Origin of the sequence: Xanthomonas sp. WHRI 7065 (assembly GCF_040203115.2) — a bacterium.
Taxonomy (GTDB): domain Bacteria; phylum Pseudomonadota; class Gammaproteobacteria; order Xanthomonadales; family Xanthomonadaceae; genus Xanthomonas; species Xanthomonas arboricola.
On sequence record NZ_CP168194.1, the window covers coordinates 3,050,121 to 3,070,374 of the forward strand.

Sequence of the window (20,254 nt, forward strand, 5' to 3'; positions counted from 1 at the left end):
GGATAGCGCGATTGGTGTTGCGAAGAACGTCGGCTGGTGATGTCCTGGATCAGTCGCTGGCAGCGGCCTTGGCCTCTGCTGCCGCCGACCCGGCAGCATCTTCGGCGGCATACGGCGAGACACCACCGTCGGCGATGAAGCGGTCGATGCGCGCCTCCAGCACCGGCAATGGCACCGAGCCGGTCTGCAGCACCGCATCGTGGAAATGGCGCAGGTCGAATTTTTCGCCCAGGGCGGCTTCGGCCTTGCGCCGCAGCTCCAGGATCTTCAGCTCGCCCAGGTAATACGACAACGCCTGCCCCGGCCAGGCGATGTAGCGGTCCACCTCGGTGGTGACCTCGTGCTCGCTCAAGGCGGTGTTGTCGCGCAGATAGGCCTGCGCCTGCGCGCGCGTCCAGCCCTTGTGGTGGATGCCGGTATCGATCACCAGGCGGCAGGCGCGCCACATCTGGTAGGTGAGATAGCCGAAGCGGTCATAGGGCGTGTCGTACATGCCCATTTCCTGGCCCAGGTACTCCGAATACAGGGCCCAGCCTTCGCCATAGGCAGAAATGTAGGCGTAGCGGCGAAACTCCGGCAGCCCCTGTGCCTCTGCCGCCAGCGGCATCTGCAGCGCGTGGCCAGGCGAGGACTCGTGCAGCGTCAGTGCGGTCAGGTTGTACAGCGGCCGCGACGGCAGGTTGTAGGTGTTGACCAGATAGATGCCCGGGCCACCGCGCCCGCCGGTGTAGAACGGCGCCAGTTCCGGCGGTACCGGCTCGATCGCGAAGCGTCGGCGTGGCAGCCGGCCGATGTAATCGCCCACCTTGGCGTCCACGCGCTTGGCGATCCAGGCGGCCTGCTTAAGCAACTGTTCCGGCGTCTTGGCATAGAACTGCGGGTCGCTGCGCAGGAACTGCAGGAAGGCAGGAAACACCGCCTGCCCGGCCGGTGCCTTGAAGCCGCTGTCGGCGATGGTCTGATCCATCTGCGTGCGCAGCCTGGCCACTTCCTGCAGACCGATCTGGTGGATCTGCTCCGGGCTCAACTCCAGCGTGGTGAACTCGCGGATCTGGGCGCGGTAATACGCCTGCCCGTCCGGCAAGGCTTCGCCGGCCAGCGTGGTGCGTGCGCGCGGCTGGTACTCGTTGCGGATGAAGTCCAGCAAGCTCGCGTAGGCCGGCAGCACCTGCGTATCGATGGTGTTGACTGCCTGCAGGCGCAATTGCGCCTGCACATCGGCAGGCAGCGTGGCCGGCATCTGCTTGAACGGTGCGTAGAACGGATTGGCCTCGCCCTTGGCTTGCACCACGTCGGCGATGGACTGGTCGCGCCCGGTCAGGGTCACCCGGGGCTGGCTGAAACCGCGCGCCAGGCCGGCACGCATATTGTCGGTGTGCTCGGCGAAATAGCGCGGGATATCGGCCAGCATCTTGAGATAGCGCTGGTAGTCCTCGCGCGTACGCAGCTTGGCCTCGGCGCTGAAACCCAGATCGCTCCAAAATGCCGAGTCGCTGTTGAACGGCATTTCCCAGGCGCGGAAGTGCTGCTGATCCAGCAGCACCAGCAGCTGCTGCCGGTACACCTGGTAGCTCACCTGGTCTTCGGCCGGCAACTGCGCTGCCGGAATCGCATCCAGCTCCTTCAACGTCTGTTGCCAGTACGCGGTGCGCAGGTTTTGCGTGGCCACATCGACCTTGGGCAGATGGTCGGACTGCCTGTCCTGGGTGGCCTGGTTGTCTTCATCCACCGCGCCAGACAGCTGCGCCTGGCGCCAGCGCCATTCGCGCATGTACAGCGCCTTGAAGCGTGCCGCTGCACTGTCTTGCGTGCTTGCTGCGGGTGCAGGTGCTGCGGCCTGTGCTTGCGACACCGTACCGCCCAGGCTGGCAGCAATCAGTACGCTCAGTGCGCTCGCGCGCCAGACGCTGTGGGTGCTCATCCGCGTGCCTCCGGCGCCGCCTTGGCCTGCGCGATCCACTGGCGCACGCGCTGCTGCAGCATCGCCAGCGGCATTGCGCCGCCGCCGAGTACCGCATCGTGGAAGGCGCGCACATCGAAGCGATCGCCGAGTTCTTTTTCCGCCTCCGCACGCAGCGCAAGAATCTGCAGCTGCCCCAATTTGTAACCCAACGCCTGGCCCGGCCAGACGATGTAGCGATCGGTTTCGGACTGGATGCTGGGCTCGTCATCGGACGGATGCGCGTGGAAGAAATCCACCATCTGCTGACGGTTCCAGCGCTTGTAATGCACGCCGGTGTCGAGCACCAGGCGATTGGCGCGCAACAGCTCGCCGGACAGCCGGCCGTAATCGTTGTACGGGTCCTTGAAGAAGCCGATCTCCTTGCCCAGGCGCTCGGCGTACAGCGCCCAGCCTTCGATGTAGGCGTTGTAGCCGGCCTGCTGACGGAACGGCGGCAATGGCAGTGTCTGGGCGAGCGAGATCTGCAGGTGATGGCCCGGCACACCCTCGTGATAGGCGGTGGTTTCGATATTGACCAGCGTGCGGCTGGCGAAGTCACTGGTGTTGACCTTGACGATGGCCGGCTTGGTGCCTTCCGGATTGCTCTGCCAGTATTCGGCGCCGGGCGCGCTGCGCCGGAATGCCGGCATCGCCTGCACTTCCAACGGCGTCTTCGGCAAATGGCCGAACAGCTTGGGCAACTCGGGTTCCATCGCGGCGATGTAATCGCGGTACTGCTGCAGGATCTGCTCGCCGGAGCTGGCGAAGTGGCGCTTGTCGGTGTCCACCGCCTTGCGGAAGCTGGCCAGGTCGGCAAAGCCCTGCGCCTTGGCGATCACCGTCATCTCGCCTTCGATGCGCGCCACTTCCTTCAGGCCGATCTGATGGATCTCCTCCGGCGCCATGTCGGTGGTGGTCTGGGTATGGATGGCATAGCGATAGCGGCGTTCGCCATCGGGCAACGACCACAGGCCTTCCTGCGCGCGCCCTTGCGCGGCGTATTCGTCGCGCACGAACGCGGCCAATTTGGCGTAGGCCGGGCGCACCTGTTGCTCGATTGCGGCCAGCAACTGCGCGCGCAGCGCAGCGCGCTGGTCGGCCGGCACCGCGGCATCGAGTTTTTTCAGCGGCGAGGCGAACGGGCTCTGCTCGCCGGTCAGCGCGGCGATCTTGTCGATCTGCTCGGGCAGGCGCTCCAGCAGATAACGCGGCTGCACCAGCCCCTCCTTGGCGCCCTGCCGCGACACCGCAATCACCTGGTCGATCACCGTCGGAATGGTCTGCAGGCGCTTGATGTAGTCCCGATAATCCTTGGCGTTCTCGAACGGAAACGCATCGCCGTAACCGGCCAGCCCCAGCTGGATGCCACCGATCGGCTCCAGCGGCATCGCATAGGTCTTCAGGTCGATGCCTTCCAGCTTGTCGCGCAACTGGCCGAGCATCATCTGCAGGCTGAGCTGGCGCTGTTCGTCCAGCGTCTTGCTGTCGATCGCTTCGAATTGCTTGAGCAGCTCGGCAGTGGCAGTGCGCTCGGCCTGCACGGCCTGAAGCGAATAGTCGCTCCAACGATCGTTGTAACGCTTGTCGCCGATGATGCTGGCGAACTCCGGGTTGTGCTGCAATTGGTACTGCCATTGCTTGTCCAGCAGCGCATCGAAGGCCTTGGCGGCTTGCTCGCCGGTTGGCGCAGCGGTGGCTGCAGCAGCCGTTTCCGCTGCCGGCGGCGCCGGCTTGCAAGCTGTGAACAAGGCGGCGGCCAGCAGGCCGATGGCGACGGGACGCAGGTGGTTCATGCAGTTACTCCAAGATGCAATGGCGGCTGTAGGAGCGCGCTTGCGCGCGACGGCTTTATCGGGACTGCCCATCGCGCCCGGGTGCGCTCCTACGCGTGCGTGAGCCTGTAACGGCTCATGCAAACGGTTGATCGATCGCCGGCGACGGCGGCGTAAACCACTGCGCGCCGGTGTCGGTGACGTAAAAGTGGTCTTCCAGGCGCACCCCGAACGCACCGGGCACCACGATCATCGGCTCGTTGCTGGCGCACATGCCCGGCTGCAGCGGCTGCGCATTGCCGCGCACCAGATACGGCGCTTCGTGGATCGCCAGGCCGCAGCCATGGCCGGTGCGGTGCGGCAATCCCGGCAAGCGGTAGTCCGGGCCCAGCCCAGCGGCCTCCAGCACGCTGCGTGCGGCCCGGTCCACCGCTTCGCAGGCGAGCCCGGGGCGGATCGCCGCAAACGCGGCTGCCTGCGCTGCCTGTTCCAGGTCCCAGATGCGCCGTTGCGCGTCGTCGGGCGTGCCGTAGATCCAGGTGCGGGTGATATCGGAGTGATAGCCCTGAACGGTGCAGCCGGTGTCGATCAGCACCAGCTCGCCTGCGCGCAGGTGCTGCACGCCGGGAATGCCGTGCGGAAAGGCGGTGGCATGGCCGAACTGCACGATGCAGAAGGTCGAGCCGTTGTCCGCACCCAGCGCGCGGTGCGCCTCGTCGATGAAGCGCACCAACTGGTCGGTGCCGATGCCCTCCTGCGCGATGCCGGCAGCCAGCCGCTGCACCAGCAAGGTCATGTCGCAGGCCTGCTGCATCAGCGCCAGCTCGGCCGGTGACTTGCACATGCGGCAGCTGTCGATGATGGCCGCGGCATCGCGGATTGCCGTGCCCAGGTGCGCGCGCAGGCCGGTGTGCACGGCAAAGGCGATGCCCGGATCCAGCGCCAGTGCATGCGCGTGGCGGTCGTCCATCACCTGCACCACCAGCGCGTACGGGTCCTCGTGTTCTTCCCACAGATGTTTGGCGACCGCAATCTTCAGCACCGCATCCAGCGAGCCTTCTTCGAAGGCGGGGCAGATCAGCACCGGGTCGCCGTCCAGCGTGAGCAGCAGCGCGACCAGGCGCTCGCTCGCGCCCCAGGGCACGCCGGTGAAATAGCGCAGCGACGTACCGGCGCCGATCAACAACGCATCCACGCCGTGCGCGCGCATCAGGCGGCGTGCGCGTTCGATGCGCTGTGCGTATTCCTGCGCGGCGATCGGCGAGGCGCGCTGCGTCCACGGCGTCAATTGCGCGCGCGCCTGTTCCAGCGACAGCCCGCCGATCTGGCTGCTCATGCGACGGCTCCAAGGTCGGCGGTGCTCCATTGCCCATCGACCAGGCGCGCCACGCCACCCGGATTGCGCTGGCGCAAGTCGGCCGGCAGCAAGGCGTCCGGCACCGCGTCGTAGCTGTGCAAGGCGGCGAAGCGGCGGATCGAACCGGGCATGCCCACCGCGGTGAAGCCCGGGTGCCCGGTGCTGGGGAACGGCCCGCCATGATTCTGCGCCGCGCTCACCGCCACGCCGGTCGGCATCTTGCTGTTGATCAAGCGCCCCACCCGCGCCCGCAGCACCGGGGCGATGGCCTGCCAGGCCGCATCGTCGCTGCCATCGGCCGCGCGGTACAAGGTGCCGGTGAGGTTGCCTTCGAATGCAGCTGCGATCTGCGTCATCTGCGCCACGTCGCGTGCACGCACCAGCAGGCTCACCGGGCCGAAGGCCTCGGTCTGCAGCGCATGCGGGCTGGTGAGGAACGCCTGCCCATCCACGCTCAACAAGGTCGGCGCGTAGCGATAGCCGTCTTCGCCGGTATGCCCGCCGGCAAGCAGCGCGGCGCCGGCAGCGCGCAGCGCTGCCACACCGTGTTGCACGCCTTCCACGCCTGCGCCCGAAAACAGCACCATCGGCATGGCGGCCTCGAAATGCGCCGTGGTCGCGGCCACGAACGCATCGCCGGCCTCGCCCTGCGGCACCACCACCACCCCGGGATTGGTGCAGAACTGGCCGCTGCCCAGCGTGCACGAGGAGAAGAATTCCTGCGCCAGCGCCGCGCCGCGTTCGGCCAGTGCGCCCGGCAGCAGGAACACCGGGTTGACGCTGGACAGCTCGGCATAGAACGGCACGCCAGCCGCATCGGCGGCGGCCTTCAGCGCCAGCCCGCCCGCACGGCTGCCGGTGAAGCCGATCGCCCCCAGCCGCGCATCGCCGGCCAGTCGCAGGCCGGTGGCGTTGTCGAAGTGATACAGCAACTGCACCGCCGCAGCCGGCAGGCCCGCCGCAAGCAAGGCTGTGTGCGCAAGCTGCGCCATGCGCTGGCTGGTGGCCGGATGCAGCGGATGCGCCTTGGCGATCACCGGGTTGCGCGCGGCAATGGCCGAGGCGAAATCGCTGCCGGCAATCGCATTGAAGGCGAACGGGAAATTGTTCGGGCCAAACACCACCACCGGCTTGCCGAGTGGCGCCAGATGCGAACGCAGATCGGCAGCGGTATCGATGATGGGTTGGGTCCAGCTATAGCTGCGCACCGCCTGGGCGGCCTGACGCAACTGCCCGCTGGTGCGTGGCAGCTCGTTGCCACGCAAGCGTGTGGGCGCCGGCAGTGCGGTTTCTGCGTGGGCAAGCGCCACCAGGGTGTCGGCATCGGCGTCCAGTGCGTCGGCGTAGGCGTCCAGAAACGCCGCAATCTTCTCGACCGGTGCTGCCGCAAGTTCCGCTGCGACCGCTTGCGCTGCCGCAATCGCGGTTTCGACATCCTCCGCACCGCTGACCGGAAACTGCGGCCCGATCGCCTCACCCGTGCTCGGGTCGGCGGCACGGAAGCTGGCGCTCGCCGCGCGGCTGGGTTGCCACCGGCCGGCCAGCAATACCTCGGCCTGCTGTGTGGGCGGGGATTGGAGCGTCTCGTTCATTGCGGCACCTTCGGTTGCATGAGGACAGACCCTGCGCACTGTGCGGCAGCGGCCGACCAGAAAACGACGAGGATGCCGCGCTGATGCGACATCCTCATCGACCCACCTCGCGCTACGCCGGCCACCGCGTCCGCGCGTGCATCCGTGCGCGGCGCTCATCCGGTGGCGTGCGGCGCGAACTCATCGTCAGGACAGTTTGGGCGCAGTGGCGATGGCGTGGTCGATGACCTTGAGCGCGGCCTCGCGCTCGGCACCGTCGACCACCAGGCGCGGCGCGCGCACGCGCTCGCTGCCCAGGCCGACCTTTTCCTGCACCAGTTTGATCAACTGCACGAACTTGGGCACGGTATCCAGGCGCAACAGCGGCAGGAACCAGTCGTAGAGTTCCTTCGCCGCCGGATAGCCACCGTCGCGCGCGAGTTCGAACAGGCGCACCGATTCCTTCGGGTAGGCGTTGACCAGGCCGGCGATCCAGCCCTTGGCACCCATGCTCAGGCCTTCGACGATGGCATCGTCCATGCCCACCAGCAGCGCCAGACGATCGCCCAGCAGCTCCTGCAGCGCGGCGAAGCGGCGCACGTCGCCCGAGGATTCCTTCACTGCCTGCAGGTTGGGGAATTCGGCGGCCAGCTCGGCGATCTGCGCCGGGCCGAAATCGGTCTTGTAGGCCACAGGGTTGTTGTACAGGATCACCGGCAGGTCGGTGGCGGCGATCACCGCGCGCACATGCGCGCCCATCTCGCGCCAGTCGGTGGAGTAGACGTAGGGCGGCAACACCATCAGCCCGCCGCAACCGAGGTCCTTGGCCGCCTTGGCCAGCACCACCGCCTCACCGGTCGCCAGGCTGGCGATGCCCGGCACCACCGGCACGCGGCCGTTCAATGCGCTAACCAGCGTCTTGAGCACGGCCAGCTTGTCGTCCACGCTCAGGGTGGCTGCTTCGCCCAGCGAGCCCAGCGGCACGATCGCGGTGCAGCCGGCGTCGGCCAGTTGATTGGCGTGCTTGGCGAGGAAGTCGTGATCGATCTCGCCGGAGGCGGTGAACGGGGTGGTGATGGCCGGCAGCACGCCATGCCAGAACGCAGCAATACTCATGGATGATTCCCTTGCGAGTCGGAAGTGAACGGGTCGGCCAGCGCCGCGAGGCGGACCGGGAACAACGGCGGCCGGCGGCCGGCGTCGGTGGAAAGCGCGGGCGGGCAGCGCCCAAGCTCGGCGAGCGCGGTGCCGCAGATGCGGCCCTGACAGGCGCCCATGCCGCAGCGCGAAGCGAGCTTGGCATCGCGTGCATCGTTGAAGTTGTCCAGCGCGCCCAGCGGCACGTCTTCGCAGCGGCACACCAGCGTGTCGGGCTGTGCCAGCGCGCGGATGCGTGGATCAAGAGCGAACTGCTGTTGCAGCACCTCGGCGAACGCACGCGCGGCACGTCGCCGCGGCTGCAGGCGCAGCGCAGCGTCCGGCGCGTCGGCAGCCATGTGCCCGGCCATCGCGCCTTCGATCAGCGCGCAATCGCGTCCACCGATGCCGCAGGCCTCGCCCGCTGCAAAGACCTGCCGCACGCTGGTGCGCAGCAGTGCGTCCACATGCACCTGTTGATGCGCGCCGTACGCGTCCAGCCGGCAACCGAGCAGCTGTGCGAGCTCGGTGTTCGGCACCAGGCCATAGCCAACCGCCAGCTGGTCGCAGGCAACACGCGTGCGGCCGGCCCGCCCTTCGATCTCGATTTCGCGCAGTTGCGTGTCGCCGTGTGCGGCAACGACAAAGCTGCCGGCGCGATACGCCACCGCACGCAATTGCAGGCGCAGCGCCACCGCCTGCGCGGCCTTGCCCGGCCAGCGCCACAACTGCAATGCGAACTGCCGCAACGCAGCTTGAGAGGTCTGTTCGTGGATGCCGAGCACCTGCGCGCCATGCCGTTGCAAGGTGGCCGCACTGGCCAGCAGCAGCGGGCCGCTGCCGGCGACCACCACACGCTTGCCGGCCAGCGGCCAGCCCTGTTTGGCCAGCGCCTGCGCCGCGCCGGCGCCGGTGACGCCGGGCAAGGTCCAGCCCGGAAACGGCAGCAGCAATTCGCGCGCGCCGGTGGCCAGCACCAGGGCGGCGTAATGCAGTTGCAGGGAACCGTGCGGGCCATCGGCCAGCAGCCAGCCCGGCTGCGCCAGCAGGATCTGCGTTTGCGTCAGCAGCGTGATCGACGCCGCGCCCTGCACCTGCCGCAACAGCGCGCGCGCATCGGCCGGCGCGCCGTGCCGCACATCGTTGCGCCACACCTGCCCGCCGGCACGCGGCTGCAGGTCGACTACGCCCACCCGCACGCCATGACTGGCCGCTGCCTGCGCCGCCGCCAGGCCGGCCGGACCGGCGCCGATCACCAGCACATCGAAATGCTGCACGCGCTCAGCCATCGGTGCGTACCTGCATGCCGTCGCGCGCATCCACCAGGCAGGCGCGTTGCTGGCCGACGCCGTCGATGCGCACCCGGCATTCGAAACACACGCCCATGCCGCACAACGGCGCGCGCGGCTGGCCGCTGCACGACTGCCGGAACTGCAGCGTCGCCTGCGCCACCGCAGCGGCCACGCTGGCGCCGGCCGGCACCTCGACCGCTTGCGCATCCACGTGCAGGCGTACCGTCGCGCTCATGCGGCTGCACCATGCACGGCGCGCGCCGGAGCATATGGGCCGGGGTCGATGGCCGGGGTGCGCCCGAGCAGGCTGTCCACGATCACCCGGGCGCTCCCCAGCGCCGTGGTGACGCCCAGCCCTTCGTGACCGGCGGCCACCCACACATCGCGCCGGCCGGGCACCGCCCCGAGATACGGGCGCCCGTCCGGTGTCGCCGGGCGCAGCCCGGTCCACACCCGGATCGCCTGCAACTCGCGCAGCACCGGCAGATAGGCGAATGCGCGCTGCAGCATCTGCTGCAACACCGGCAGCGACAGCGCGCGGTCGTGCTCGCCGAACTGGCGCGAGGAGCCGATCAATATCTGCCCGGTCGGCCGCGGCTGCACATTGAAGGCCACGCTGGTGGCGTCGGCGCCATGCGCCGAATCGGCATAGCCCAGTTCCAGTAGCTGATGCCGGATCAAGCCAGGATGCCGGTCGGTGATGACCAGATGGCCCTTGCGCGGGCGCAGCGCCAGCTCCGGCAACAACTGCGGCAAGGCCACGCCGCTGGCCACCAGCACCGGGCCGGCCAGCAGCTGTCCATCGTCCAGACGCACCCCATGCGCCTGCAACTGCTCCACCTTGCGGCCGGCAAACAGCTGCGCGCCCGCCTTGCAGGCCAGGCTCACCAGATGCCGCGCCACCCGCGGCGGATACACCACGGCCTCATCGGGCACGCGCATGCCGCCGGCCAGGCCCGCCACCAGTTGCGGCTCCAGTGCATACAACTGGCCGGCATCGATGGCGTCGGCATGCAGGCCGGCTGCCGCCAGCCGCGCGATCTTGGCCGGCACCGCCGCCAGTTCGCGCGCATCGCGGGCCACCCACAGCGTGCCGCAGCGGCTGAATTCGGCCTCGCTCAGTTGTGCGAAGCGCTCCCACAGCCGCAGCGAATACGCCGACAACGCAAGCTCGGCCGGGTCGTCGTCCATCGCCACCAGGTGCCCCATCGCCGCCGCGGTGGAACCGCCGCCGATCGGCCCCGGCTCGACGATCGCCACGCGCAGCCCTTCGCACGCGGCCGCCTCGGCGCAGGCCGCGCCGACGATGCCCGCGCCCACCACGATCAGGTCGTAGCTGCGTCGCGTGGACGCTGCCGACGGCGCCGCATCGGCGGCCGGCGCGCTGCCAACTCCCTCCGATGCGGGCCGCACTTCGTCCATCAGGCCACGATGCCCCAGGCGAACGGGTCGGCCGGGTCGATCAGCAGCTGCGCGCGTGCGGTGATGTAGGCGTGCCCGCTGATGCGTGGCGCAATGCCGCGCCCGCTGAGGCGATAGCTGCCTTCGAAGGCGCTGCCCAGAATGCCCTGCTGTATCCAGCGCTCGCCTTCGGCCAGCTTGCCGTCGGCGGCCAGGCAGGCCAGCTTGGCGCTGGTGCCGGTGCCGCACGGCGAACGGTCGTAGGCCAGCCCCGGGCACAGCACGAAGTTGCGCGCCACGCCGCTGCCGTCGGGTGCGCTGCCATTGATTTCGATATGGTCGATCTCGCCACCGGCCTCGCCGGTGATGCCGGCCGCTTCCAGCGCCAGCCGGATCGCCTCGGTATAGGCGGTCAGCTCGCGCTGATGCGCCAGGTCCAGCGCACACGGCGCCTGCCCGGTGATGAAGAACCAGTTGCCGCCCCAGGCCACATCGCCACGCACCGGCCCGTAACCGGGCACGTCCACGTCGACGTCGGTCGCGACGCGATAGCTGTCGACATTGTCGACCGACACTGTGCCGTCTTCGGCCAGTTCCACGCCGACCGTGCCGACCGGCGTCTCGATGCGGTGCTGGCCCGGTGCGATGCGCCCCAGCTCGGCCAGCGTGCGCACCACGCCGATGGTGCCGTGCCCACACATGCCCAGGTAGCCGACGTTGTTGAAGAAGATCACCCCGGTGCAGGCGCTGGGGTCGCGGGCCGGCAGCAGCAAGGCGCCGACCATGGTGTCCGAGCCGCGCGGTTCGCAGGCGATCGCGCTGCGCCACTGGTCGAAATCGCGGCCAAACCGCTCGCGGCATTGCGCCAGATCGCCATCGCCCAGATCGGGGAAGCCGGAGAGGACCACGCGGGTAGGTTCGCCGGCCGTATGGGAGTCGATGACGTCGATGGTGTGCATGGCTCATGCTCCCACTGCCGGCTGGCGGACGACTAGCGTCCAATGCGAGTTGCAAATGCGGAAATCCGCACAATCGACAACCCGGTTCACAGCCCCGCGTTTGCGCTAGGATCAATACAGGGCCGCGCCTTTCGTGCAGCCGTCAATCGTGACCGCCACCATGACGCCGATGGACCTCAACCTTCCCGCGCTGGAGATGCAGACGCTGTTCGATGCGCTGCCGGACGTGGTGTTCTTCATCAAGGACAGTGAGGGCCGCTACACCCATTGCAACCTGACGCTGGTGCGCCGGCTCGGACGCAAATTGCGCAGCGAAATCATCGGCCGCTCGCCACTGGAAGTGTTCCCGCTGCCGCTGGGCGGCAGCTACATGATGCAGGACCGCCGCGTGCTGTGTGGCGAGCTCATCGACAACCAGCTGGAGGTGCATCTGTATCCCAACCGCCTGCCCGGCTGGTGCCTGACCTTCAAGCGCCCGCTGTGCGAGGCCAATGAAGTGATTGGCGTGGTCGGCATTTCGCGCGATCTGGGCCAGCCCGACAGCCGGCATTCGGCGTACGAGCGCCTGAGCCAGGTGATGGATCACATGCAGGCCAACTTCGGCGACAACCTGCGCGTGCAGAGCCTGGCCGACCTGGCCGGCCTGTCGGTGGCGCAGCTGGAACGGCACTTCCGCCGCGTGTTCCAGGTGACCCCGCAGCAACTGCTGACCAAGCTGCGGATCGAATCGGCGATGCGCTTGCTGTACGGCGACGACAGCATCGCCAGCATCGGGCAACGCTGCGGCTTTGCCGACCAGAGCGCATTCGCGCGCCAGTTCAAGGCAACCGTCGGCATGACCCCGCGCGATTACCGAGCGCTCAAGGGGCAGTTGTAGGCGCGCAAACACACGCTGACACACCGCTGGCAAAAATGCCGAATTCGGCAGCATTGGCGATGCCGGGGCGATGCGGTTTGCGCGGGTCGTTGCACCGCTATTGCGGTGCGCAGGAGGTGGCCCGGACAGGGCCGCGCTGAAGGTCGCGTCAAGGCGACCCTGGGCCCGGATGGTAGAATTTCTGGTTTCCCCTACCGCGTTGCCAATGGCCAGCTTTTTCCGCCGTAACAAGCCCACCACGCCCGACAGCGCGCGTACCTCGCGCTATAGCCTGGAAGAACTGGCAGCCGCATTCCCCACCGCGCCGTCTGCCGCCACCCCGGCATCGCCGGTCGAGGCAATGCCGACTGCCGAACCTGGCACATCGGCCACACCAGCATCACCCGCGCGCAGCGATGCGGTAACGCCGACGCCCGCCGCAACGCCGCCTGCCGCGGCACCGGCCGACCAGCTTGCCCAGGACATCGCCACGCGCACTGGCCAGGCGCAGAGCATTGCCGCAGTCCCCAATGCACCCACGCCGTCGGCCACGCCGGCGCCTGAGGCCTTGCAGGCGCTGCCCGATCCCATTCCGTCTGCCGCGCCGCACGCTCCCACGGTAGTGGTACCGCCGCCGGTGATCGTGCAGCCGCACAGCGCACCCGCGCAGCCGGCAGGCACGCCGGCACCGACGCCTGCGCAAGGCGCCGCGCCCGCAGTCGTACCGTCGACCGCAACGCCTGCTGCCACGCCTACCGTCGTGACACCCGCTGTCGTGACACCTGCCGCCGCAACAGCTGCGCCCGCAGTGACACCGGCCGTCGCCCCGTTGCCCACCGCCGCGCCCAGCGTCGTCGCCCCGGCCGTGATCAGCGCCCCAGTGCCGGCCAGTTCCGACAACGACAGCATCAACGGCCAGCGCGATGCGCTACCGGCCGCCCCGGCCGGCAAGCCGGGCTGGCGCGACCGTCTGCGCAACAGCAGCTTCGCGCGCAGCTTCGGCGGTCTGTTCTCGCGCAACCCCAAGCTCGACGACGATTTGCTCGACGAGATCGAAACCGCGCTGATCACCGCCGACGTCGGCATCGGCGCGACCACCGCCCTGGTCGAAGGGCTGCGCAAGCGCATGAAGTCGCGCGAGTTCGCCGATGCACAGGCGATGTTCAAGGCCTTACGCGCCGATCTGATCGCGCTGCTGCAGCCGGTTTCCAAACCGCTGGTCATCGACCGCTCGGCCAAGCCCTTCGTGGTGCTCACCGTCGGCGTCAACGGCGTTGGCAAGACCACCACCATCGGCAAGCTCGCCAAGCGCTTCAAGGACGACGGCAACAGCCTGATGCTGGCCGCCGGCGACACCTTCCGCGCCGCGGCGGTGGCGCAGCTGCAGGCCTGGGGCGATCGCAACGGCGTGGCCGTGATCGCGCAGGGGCAGAATGCCGATGCCGCCTCGGTGGCATTCGACGCGCTGCAGGCCGCCAAGGCGCGCGGCACCGAGGTGTTGATCGCCGACACCGCCGGCCGCCTGCATACCCAGACCGGGCTGATGAACGAACTGGGCAAGATCCGCCGCGTGCTCGGCAAGATCGATGCCGCCGCACCGCACGAGGTGCTGATGGTCATCGACGGCACCACCGGCCAGAACGCCATCTCGCAGCTGCGCCAGTTCCATGCCGCGGTCGGCGTCACCGGCCTGGTCGTGACCAAGCTCGATGGCACCGCCAAGGGCGGCGTGGTGTTCGCACTGGCGCGCGAGTTCAATATCCCGATCCGCTTCGCCGGCATCGGCGAACGCCCGGAAGACCTGCGCGTGTTCGACCCGGTCGCCTTCGTCGATGCCCTGCTGCCGGAAGCCTTGGGCAGCTGAGTGGCAGAGGCCTGCCCGCATCTGCAAGCGCTGTGCGCGCAGGCGCTGCAGGCAGGCTGCACGGTGCGGGGAGTGTCCGGCGACTGGTCGCGCGCCAGGCGTGTCCTGGAGTTCGCCCAGCCATTGCCGGCGGCGTTGCGCAAGCAGGCGCGGCGCAACGCGGAGCTGGTTCATTACCATGCACCGGCCGCACCGCACTGGCCTGGCGATGAAGGCTTCTTCTGCGACCAATGCCGGGTTGGACTTGCGTTTCCGCTGCACTGATCGGCCTATCGCCATACGCGCACAGCCGGGCGTCATCCGCCCGCCGTCATCGCCCTCCTTCGCCAGCAGACCCCATGCCAGCCGATCACGCCACTGCCACCGCTGACGCCTTCGTCGACCGCCTGCTGCACTGGTTCGACGGCCACGGCCGCCACGACCTGCCCTGGCAACATCCGCGCGCGCCCTACCGGGTGTGGTTGTCGGAAATCATGCTGCAGCAGACCCAGGTTGCGGTGGTCATTCCGTATTTCCACAAGTTCGTCGCCAGCTTCCCGACCCTGGCCGACCTGGCCGCGGCCGACAACGACACCGTGATGGCGCATTGGGCCGGGCTGGGCTACTACGCACGCGCACGCAACCTGCATGCCGCTGCCCGGCAATGCGTCGCCCGGCACGATGGCGAGCTGCCACGCGATTTCGATGCGTTGCTGGCGTTGCCCGGCATCGGCCGCAGCACCGCCGGCGCGATCCTCAGCCAGGCCTGGAACGACCGCTTCGCGATCATGGACGGCAACGTCAAACGTGTGCTGACGCGCTTCCATGGCATTGCCGGCTATCCCGGCCTGCCGGCGATCGAAAAGCAGCTGTGGCAACTGGCGACAACGCATGTGGCACAGGTGCCGGCCGGCCGCCTGGCCGACTACACCCAGGCACAGATGGATTTCGGCGCCACGCTATGCACGCGTGCCAAACCGGCCTGCGTGCTGTGCCCGCTGCAGGACGATTGCGTGGCGCGCCGCGATGGCCTGGTGGACGCGCTGCCCACGCCCAAGCCCGGCAAGGCGTTGCCCGAGCGCGAAGCCACCGCGCTGCTGCTGGAAAACGCAGACAGGCAGATCCTGCTGCAGCGCCGCCCGCCGACCGGCATCTGGGCCTCGCTGTGGACGCTGCCGCAGGCCGAGACCGACAGCGGCATGCGCGCATGGTTCGACAAACACATCGATGGCAACTACGACCGCGCCGACGAACTGCCGCTGATCGTGCACACCTTCAGCCACTACCGACTGCATCTGCAGCCCTTGCGCCTCGGCAAGGTCGCACTGCGCCCGGCGGTACGCGACAATGACGACCTGCGCTGGGTCGCCCGCGCCGATCTCGCATCGCTGGGCTTGCCGGCGCCGATCCGCAAACTGCTCGACGCCCTCTAGGCGCGCACTCAAAGGAATCCGCATGTCCCGCACCGTGTTCTGCCAGTACCAGCAATGCGACACCGAAGGCCTGGATTTTGTGCCGTATCCCGGCGAGCTCGGCCAGCGCGTGTTCGCGCAGATCGGCAAGAGCGCATGGCAGGCCTGGCTGGCGCATCAGACCATGCTGATCAACGAAAACCGGCTGTCGCCGCGCGACCCCAAGCACCGCGCCTTTCTCGAAGCCGAGTTGCAGAAGTTCCTGTTCGAACGCAATGCCGACAAGCCGGATGGCTATGTCGCGCCGATGAGCGAAGAGTAAGCACGTCGGGATTCAGCGCGGCCAACAGACCACTGCGCTCACTGCCGGGCGGGCGCGGCCGGTAACCGGGATCGGCGTGCATCACGCATGCCCTCCAGATCCTGCGCAACATCTCCTTCGGGCCGGGCACTGCTGGCCGCGGCTTTAGACAGGACAAAAAGAGCGCAGCGCAGGATAGACCTGCAGCGCAGCCCCCGCTACACGATCGCGGCGCCCATCTGCAGGTGACATCCAGGCATCGCACTGCCCGGATGCGTGCGCCTCAACCGACGCCGGTCGGCCCGTCCAGCAGCATGCGGATCCGCTTGAGCAGCTCCTTTTGCGTATACGGTTTGTTGACCACGTCGAACTCCGCGCCGCCCACGTCGGTGCGCTGAATGCTGGCATCGGCATAGCCGGTGGTCAGCAGGACCTTGATCCTGGGCAGCATGCGCCGCGCCTCGCGGGCCAGCACCACGCCATTCATGCCGCCGGGCATGATCAGATCGGTGAACAGCGCATCCACTTCCGCATGCTGCTCGAGTAACTCGATCGCCTCGCGCCCGCTGGCTGCAGAGAGAATGCGGTAACCGGCGTTTTCCAGGAACATCCTGGCCACCACCGCCACGTCCTGCTTGTCTTCCACCACCAGGATGGTTTCGCTGCCGCCCTTGTCGATGGCACGGCTCTTGACGGCCTGCAGGTCGTTCTCGAACTCGTTGGATGCGGGGAAATACAACCGCACCGTGGTGCCTTCGCCCACTTCGCTGTAGATGCGCACGGTGCCGCCGGACTGCTTGACGAAGCCGTACACCATCGACAGACCCAGGCCTGTGCCCTGCCCCTCGTCCTTGGTGGTAAAGAACGGCTCCATGACGCGGCTGGCCACCTCCGGCGGCATGCCCAAGCCCGTGTCGCTGACGGCAATGCTCACATAGCGACCCGGCGCCAACTGGTGGTGCATGGCCAGATCGTGGCTGGTGATTTCCACGTTCTGGGTCTGCACGGTCACTTCCTTGCGCTCGGACTGCGCCATCGCATCGCGCGCATTGATCAGCACGTTCAACAGCGCCACTTCGGCCTGGGTGGTGTCGATCTGGCAGTTCCACAGCCCCTCTTCCAGCGACTGCCGCAGGCTGATGCCGCCCCCCAGCGTGCGCTCGGCCATGTTGTTCATGCCCGACACCAGGCCATTGAGATTGACTACCCGCCCCCGCAATTTCTGCTTGCGCGAAAACGCCAGCAATTGCTGGGTCAGGGTGGCCGCCTTGGCCGCGGCCGTTGCGGCATGTTCGGCGCTGAAGGCGATGCGTTCGGCGTTCCTGGCGGCATCGCCGGAGACCATCATCTGGATCACTTCCAGATGCCCGGACATCACCTGCAGCAGATTGTTGAAATCGTGCGCGATGCCGCCGGTCAACTGCCCCAGCGCTTCCATCTTCTGCGCCTGGCGCAAGGCGTCCTCGGCATCGCGGCGACGACTCACGTCCAGCTGCGAACCGAAGAAGTAGACCAGGTTGCCTTGCTCGTCGAACACCGGCGAGACGAACAGCGCGTTCCAGAACGAGGAACCATCCTTGCGGTAATTCAGCACCTCGGTGGCGAATTCGCGGCGTTGCTCGATGGACTCGCGCACGTCCTGCACGCTGGCCGGATCGGTTTCCGGGCCCTGCAGGAAACGGCAGTTGTTGCCGATGATCTCCTCGGACGAATACCCGGTCATTTCCAGGAACGCCCGGTTGGCGAACACGATCGGATTGTCGGGCAGGTGCGGGTCGGTGACCGTCATCGGCATCCGCGTGGTTTCCACCGCGGCAAAAAAGATATCCGAGCGATGCTTCTCCACAGGCAGGCTGCGAGATTCGCTGATATGAGGCGCCCGCAGCTCTCCGTTACCAGGATCGTTCAAGTGCATGTTCTCCGCGGGGCCATTCCCGTGGCGATAGTCTAGTTGGGGCCGGTGAGTTGATCCCTCACATCCATGAGCCTTTCCCGTACGGCCGCGCGCGCCGATGCAACCCGGCGCGCGGGAGGCAGCACGCGCTAATGCGGCGCCACCTTGGAAAACACGTTGATGACCACCGCACCGGCCACGATCAGCCCCATGCCCAGCAGCGCCGGCGCATCCAGCCGCTGTCCGTGCACGGCCCAGGCCACCAGCGAAATCAACACGATGCCCGCGCCCGACCACATGGCGTAGGCGATGCCGACCGGGATCACGCGCAGCGTCAGCGCCAGGAAATAGAACGAAATGCCGTAGCCCAGCACGGTGAGCAGCGATGGCCACATGCGCGTGAAGCCTTCGCTCGATTTGAGCGCCGCCGTGGCGGTGACTTCTGCGCAGATCGCGATTGCCAGGAATATCCAGTTCTTCATCGCCGCACCTTGCCCATGGAATGCGGCGACCATAGCCGCAGGCACCGGCTTGCATGCAAGCGCGCCGCTGTGCGCCATTGCCTGCGCCGTCGCTTGCTGAAAGCAGGCTAATGAAGGCACGGCGGGCCGGCACTGGCAGGCAGGTACATCAGTCGTTTTGCCGTAGCATGCGCGGGCAGCAAGCAGCTCTTGCGCTTCATTCGGCCGTTCTGGCGCCGTTGCGCGCGTCTTTCCAGCCAGCGCAGGCTCTGGCAATCATGCGATGCCACCATGCCGGGCTACCAGACCCAGATTCACGAGTTGACCTTCGGGCAACTGACCTACGTCATCCGCGCACTTGCCGATAAACAGCAATACGCCGATCCGGACGAGAGTGCGGCCGATGCCGGCATCTCCTCGGCGCAGTGGAGCCTGTTCGGGCAGGTCTGGCCTGCCGGCCAGCTACTGGCCGAAGCCATGGCCACGCGCCCGATCGAAGGCCGGCGCATTCTCGAACTCGGCTGCGGCCTGGGGCTGGCCAGCCTGGTGTTGCGCCGGCGCGGCGCCGACGTGGTCGCCAGCGATCATCACCCGCTGGCAGAGGTGTTCCTGGCGTACAACGCCGCGCTCAACTCGCTGGACTCGGTGCCGTATCGCCGGCTCGACTGGGACGCCGGCGCGCTGAACATGGGCCAGTTCGACATGATCATCGCCAGCGACGTGCTGTACGAAACCCGCCACGCCACCATGTTGGCCAGCCTCATTCCCGCGCTGGCCAGGCCCTCGTGCGAGATCGTCATCAGCGACCCGGGCCGCGGCAACGCCAATGCGCTCTCGCGCATGTTGGCGGACATCGGGTTTTCGTTGGTCGCTGGCGACCGCCAGGCCGCAGCCCAGGTGGCCAAGGCACCGCGCCTGTTCGTCTACCGGCGCAACATGGACAACTGGTGGCCGGCAGGCGGCTGATCGCCCTGCCGCGTCACTCGGGTGCAGGCGTATAGGCAGACAGTGCAATCGGCTTGCGCGGATCGGCCTTGATCTCCTTGTGCTCGCTCATGCGCATTGCATCGGCATCGGGCGCGTTGTCGGTATTCATCTCCCAGCTTTCCAGCACGCGCTTGTGGAACAAGAACTCGCCGCGCGCACGGTCGTAGCGGAAGGTGATGTAGTCGGTCCAGTGCTGGCCGCAGGCCACGCCATTTTGCACGGTGAAGTAGGCGCCCTTCGCCACCAGGCCTTGTTCGCCGTCCAGGAATGGATCGCACTGCCCGCCTTCGTCGGCCTTGAAGATCACCCGCGTATTGCGCCCGGCAATCGTAAAGCCGCCGTCGGCGGTCGCCACCAACACCAGCAGAGTCCGCGCCGGCGCCGGGTCGCTGCTTGTCTTGCGCGCATCTTCTGCCTTGGCGCGCAGGGCCACCACATAATCCGGCCGCCCATCGGCGGTCAGATCCGCCTCGGCAAGGCCGATGACCGTCTGCCCGGCAGGCAGCAGCCTGGACGCAGCGGCCGGCAGCGTCGCTGCTGCGGCGCACGGTGCAACTGCGGCCATTGTCAGTGTCAGTGCCAGGGCCAGGGCCAGGGCCAAGTGCCAGCATCGCGTCGTCATCGCCGTTCCTTCATCTGCATGGGACGCCAGCATACGCGGCTATCCAGGTCGGCCGGTTAGTGGGGCACCATGCGAGCATCGCACCTGCGTAGTCGACGCTGCGCGTTGCATCAGTTGGGCCGTAGATCGCTTGGCCGCGGGTTCGAGAATGCGAGCGTGTCTGCCAGTGCAATGGCACACATAAGCACAGCAGCTCATCATCAGCGGCATTATCAGCGGCGGCACGGTTTAAGCGCGCCCGCGCTGCCAAGCCGACAGGGCGCTGATTACCAGCGCCACCGGTGTCATGGCATACAGAATAAGAAGCGCAGCTCCTCACCAGCGGCACGTTGTAAGCGCGCCCGCGCTGCCAGGCCTGCGGGGCGCTGATCGCCAGCAGCGCCGGTGTCCGCTCGCGGCAATCGCTGCTTCTTTCGTTTCCAGCGATGCACCAGTGCACGACGCGGT

17 protein-coding genes are annotated in these 20,254 nt (G+C 67.6%); 5 read left to right on the top strand and 12 right to left on the bottom strand.

Annotation, left to right across the window (positions count from 1 at the left end; translation table 11 throughout):
* Positions 1 to 49 precede the first annotated feature (49 nt).
* From ABQY64_RS12750 to ABQY64_RS12790, 9 genes are all read right to left on the bottom strand, one after another.
* On the bottom strand, positions 50 to 1,921 hold the full coding sequence (locus ABQY64_RS12750) for a DUF885 family protein (protein ID WP_349779287.1): 1,872 nt from the start codon (positions 1,919 to 1,921) through the stop codon (positions 50 to 52).
* Positions 1,918 to 3,735, bottom strand: a complete 1,818-nt coding sequence (locus tag ABQY64_RS12755; protein WP_349779286.1) for a DUF885 family protein — start codon at positions 3,733 to 3,735, stop codon at positions 1,918 to 1,920. Before ABQY64_RS12755 ends, ABQY64_RS12750 begins: the two co-directional genes overlap by 4 nt.
* A gap of 115 nt (positions 3,736 to 3,850) precedes the next feature.
* Positions 3,851 to 5,050: a Xaa-Pro peptidase family protein gene (locus tag ABQY64_RS12760; RefSeq protein WP_349779285.1), complete on the bottom strand. Its 1,200-nt coding sequence runs from the start codon at positions 5,048 to 5,050 to the stop codon at positions 3,851 to 3,853.
* Positions 5,047 to 6,663 (bottom strand): aldehyde dehydrogenase family protein, encoded by a 1,617-nt coding sequence (locus tag ABQY64_RS12765; RefSeq protein WP_349779284.1) that lies wholly within the window; start codon positions 6,661 to 6,663, stop codon positions 5,047 to 5,049. The genes ABQY64_RS12760 and ABQY64_RS12765 overlap by 4 nt, the downstream gene beginning before the upstream one ends.
* Positions 6,664 to 6,849: 186 nt before the next feature.
* On the bottom strand, positions 6,850 to 7,758 hold the full coding sequence (locus ABQY64_RS12770; RefSeq protein ID WP_349779283.1) for a dihydrodipicolinate synthase family protein: 909 nt from the start codon (positions 7,756 to 7,758) through the stop codon (positions 6,850 to 6,852).
* Positions 7,755 to 9,068: an FAD/NAD(P)-binding oxidoreductase gene (locus ABQY64_RS12775; RefSeq protein ID WP_349779282.1), complete on the bottom strand. Its 1,314-nt coding sequence runs from the start codon at positions 9,066 to 9,068 to the stop codon at positions 7,755 to 7,757. The genes ABQY64_RS12770 and ABQY64_RS12775 overlap by 4 nt, the downstream gene beginning before the upstream one ends.
* Positions 9,061 to 9,306, bottom strand: a complete 246-nt coding sequence (locus ABQY64_RS12780) for a 2Fe-2S iron-sulfur cluster-binding protein (protein WP_016902001.1) — start codon at positions 9,304 to 9,306, stop codon at positions 9,061 to 9,063. Before ABQY64_RS12780 ends, ABQY64_RS12775 begins: the two co-directional genes overlap by 8 nt.
* On the bottom strand, positions 9,303 to 10,493 hold the full coding sequence (locus ABQY64_RS12785) for an FAD-dependent oxidoreductase (protein WP_349779281.1): 1,191 nt from the start codon (positions 10,491 to 10,493) through the stop codon (positions 9,303 to 9,305). The genes ABQY64_RS12780 and ABQY64_RS12785 overlap by 4 nt, the downstream gene beginning before the upstream one ends.
* Positions 10,493 to 11,431, bottom strand: a complete 939-nt coding sequence (locus tag ABQY64_RS12790; protein ID WP_349779280.1) for a proline racemase family protein — start codon at positions 11,429 to 11,431, stop codon at positions 10,493 to 10,495. The genes ABQY64_RS12785 and ABQY64_RS12790 overlap by 1 nt, the downstream gene beginning before the upstream one ends.
* Positions 11,432 to 11,591: 160 nt before the next feature.
* On the opposite strand from ABQY64_RS12790, the gene ABQY64_RS12795 reads away from it, so the two are divergent.
* From ABQY64_RS12795 to ABQY64_RS12810, 4 genes are all read left to right on the top strand, one after another.
* Positions 11,592 to 12,308: an AraC family transcriptional regulator gene (locus tag ABQY64_RS12795; protein ID WP_024937898.1), complete on the top strand. Its 717-nt coding sequence runs from the start codon at positions 11,592 to 11,594 to the stop codon at positions 12,306 to 12,308.
* 205 nt (positions 12,309 to 12,513) lie between these two features.
* Positions 12,514 to 14,151, top strand: a complete 1,638-nt coding sequence (gene ftsY, locus ABQY64_RS12800) for a signal recognition particle-docking protein FtsY (protein ID WP_349779279.1) — start codon at positions 12,514 to 12,516, stop codon at positions 14,149 to 14,151.
* A 338-nt stretch (positions 14,152 to 14,489) separates the two neighbouring features.
* Positions 14,490 to 15,563, top strand: a complete 1,074-nt coding sequence (gene mutY / locus ABQY64_RS12805; RefSeq protein WP_349779278.1) for an A/G-specific adenine glycosylase — start codon at positions 14,490 to 14,492, stop codon at positions 15,561 to 15,563.
* A gap of 22 nt (positions 15,564 to 15,585) precedes the next feature.
* Positions 15,586 to 15,864, top strand: coding sequence for an oxidative damage protection protein (locus ABQY64_RS12810; RefSeq protein ID WP_016902008.1), 279 nt, complete (start codon positions 15,586 to 15,588; stop codon positions 15,862 to 15,864).
* A gap of 262 nt (positions 15,865 to 16,126) precedes the next feature.
* Here the strand turns inward: ABQY64_RS12810 and ABQY64_RS12815 are convergent, their stop codons facing one another.
* Entirely contained in the window at positions 16,127 to 17,752 is a 1,626-nt protein-coding gene (locus tag ABQY64_RS12815; RefSeq protein WP_054592577.1) for a hybrid sensor histidine kinase/response regulator, read from the bottom strand.
* Between the two features lie 134 nt (positions 17,753 to 17,886).
* Complete coding sequence (locus ABQY64_RS12820; protein ID WP_039523025.1) at positions 17,887 to 18,219, bottom strand: SMR family transporter; 333 nt, start codon at positions 18,217 to 18,219, stop codon at positions 17,887 to 17,889.
* Positions 18,220 to 18,489: 270 nt separating this feature from the next.
* Here ABQY64_RS12820 and ABQY64_RS12825 point away from each other — a divergent pair, with 270 nt between their 5' ends.
* A complete protein-coding gene (locus ABQY64_RS12825; protein WP_016902011.1) occupies positions 18,490 to 19,164 on the top strand; it encodes a methyltransferase in 675 nt (224 codons plus the stop codon).
* A 13-nt stretch (positions 19,165 to 19,177) separates the two neighbouring features.
* Here ABQY64_RS12825 and ABQY64_RS12830 read toward each other — a convergent pair whose 3' ends face one another.
* On the bottom strand, positions 19,178 to 19,750 hold the full coding sequence (locus ABQY64_RS12830) for a hypothetical protein (protein ID WP_024937905.1): 573 nt from the start codon (positions 19,748 to 19,750) through the stop codon (positions 19,178 to 19,180).
* Between the last annotated feature and the right edge of the window lie 504 nt (positions 19,751 to 20,254).

Bases quoted from the DNA above. Each gene is read 5' to 3' on its own strand.
- ABQY64_RS12820 (WP_039523025.1), bottom strand. From the start codon at position 18,219: ATGAAGAACTGGATATTCCTGGCAATCGCGATCTGCGCAGAAGTCACC.
- ABQY64_RS12770 (WP_349779283.1), bottom strand. From the start codon at position 7,758: ATGAGTATTGCTGCGTTCTGGCATGGCGTGCTGCCGGCCATCACCACC.
- ABQY64_RS12775 (WP_349779282.1), bottom strand. From the start codon at position 9,068: ATGGCTGAGCGCGTGCAGCATTTCGATGTGCTGGTGATCGGCGCCGGT.
- ABQY64_RS12830 (WP_024937905.1), bottom strand. From the start codon at position 19,750: ATGGCCGCAGTTGCACCGTGCGCCGCAGCAGCGACGCTGCCGGCCGCT.
- ABQY64_RS12825 (WP_016902011.1), top strand. From the start codon at position 18,490: ATGCCGGGCTACCAGACCCAGATTCACGAGTTGACCTTCGGGCAACTG.
- ABQY64_RS12750 (WP_349779287.1), bottom strand. From the start codon at position 1,921: ATGAGCACCCACAGCGTCTGGCGCGCGAGCGCACTGAGCGTACTGATT.
- ABQY64_RS12760 (WP_349779285.1), bottom strand. From the start codon at position 5,050: ATGAGCAGCCAGATCGGCGGGCTGTCGCTGGAACAGGCGCGCGCGCAA.
- ABQY64_RS12755 (WP_349779286.1), bottom strand. From the start codon at position 3,735: ATGAACCACCTGCGTCCCGTCGCCATCGGCCTGCTGGCCGCCGCCTTG.
- ABQY64_RS12765 (WP_349779284.1), bottom strand. From the start codon at position 6,663: ATGAACGAGACGCTCCAATCCCCGCCCACACAGCAGGCCGAGGTATTG.
- ABQY64_RS12790 (WP_349779280.1), bottom strand. From the start codon at position 11,431: ATGCACACCATCGACGTCATCGACTCCCATACGGCCGGCGAACCTACC.
- ABQY64_RS12780 (WP_016902001.1), bottom strand. From the start codon at position 9,306: ATGAGCGCGACGGTACGCCTGCACGTGGATGCGCAAGCGGTCGAGGTG.
- ftsY (WP_349779279.1), top strand. From the start codon at position 12,514: ATGGCCAGCTTTTTCCGCCGTAACAAGCCCACCACGCCCGACAGCGCG.
- ABQY64_RS12810 (WP_016902008.1), top strand. From the start codon at position 15,586: ATGTCCCGCACCGTGTTCTGCCAGTACCAGCAATGCGACACCGAAGGC.
- ABQY64_RS12795 (WP_024937898.1), top strand. From the start codon at position 11,592: ATGACGCCGATGGACCTCAACCTTCCCGCGCTGGAGATGCAGACGCTG.
- ABQY64_RS12785 (WP_349779281.1), bottom strand. From the start codon at position 10,493: ATGGACGAAGTGCGGCCCGCATCGGAGGGAGTTGGCAGCGCGCCGGCC.
- mutY (WP_349779278.1), top strand. From the start codon at position 14,490: ATGCCAGCCGATCACGCCACTGCCACCGCTGACGCCTTCGTCGACCGC.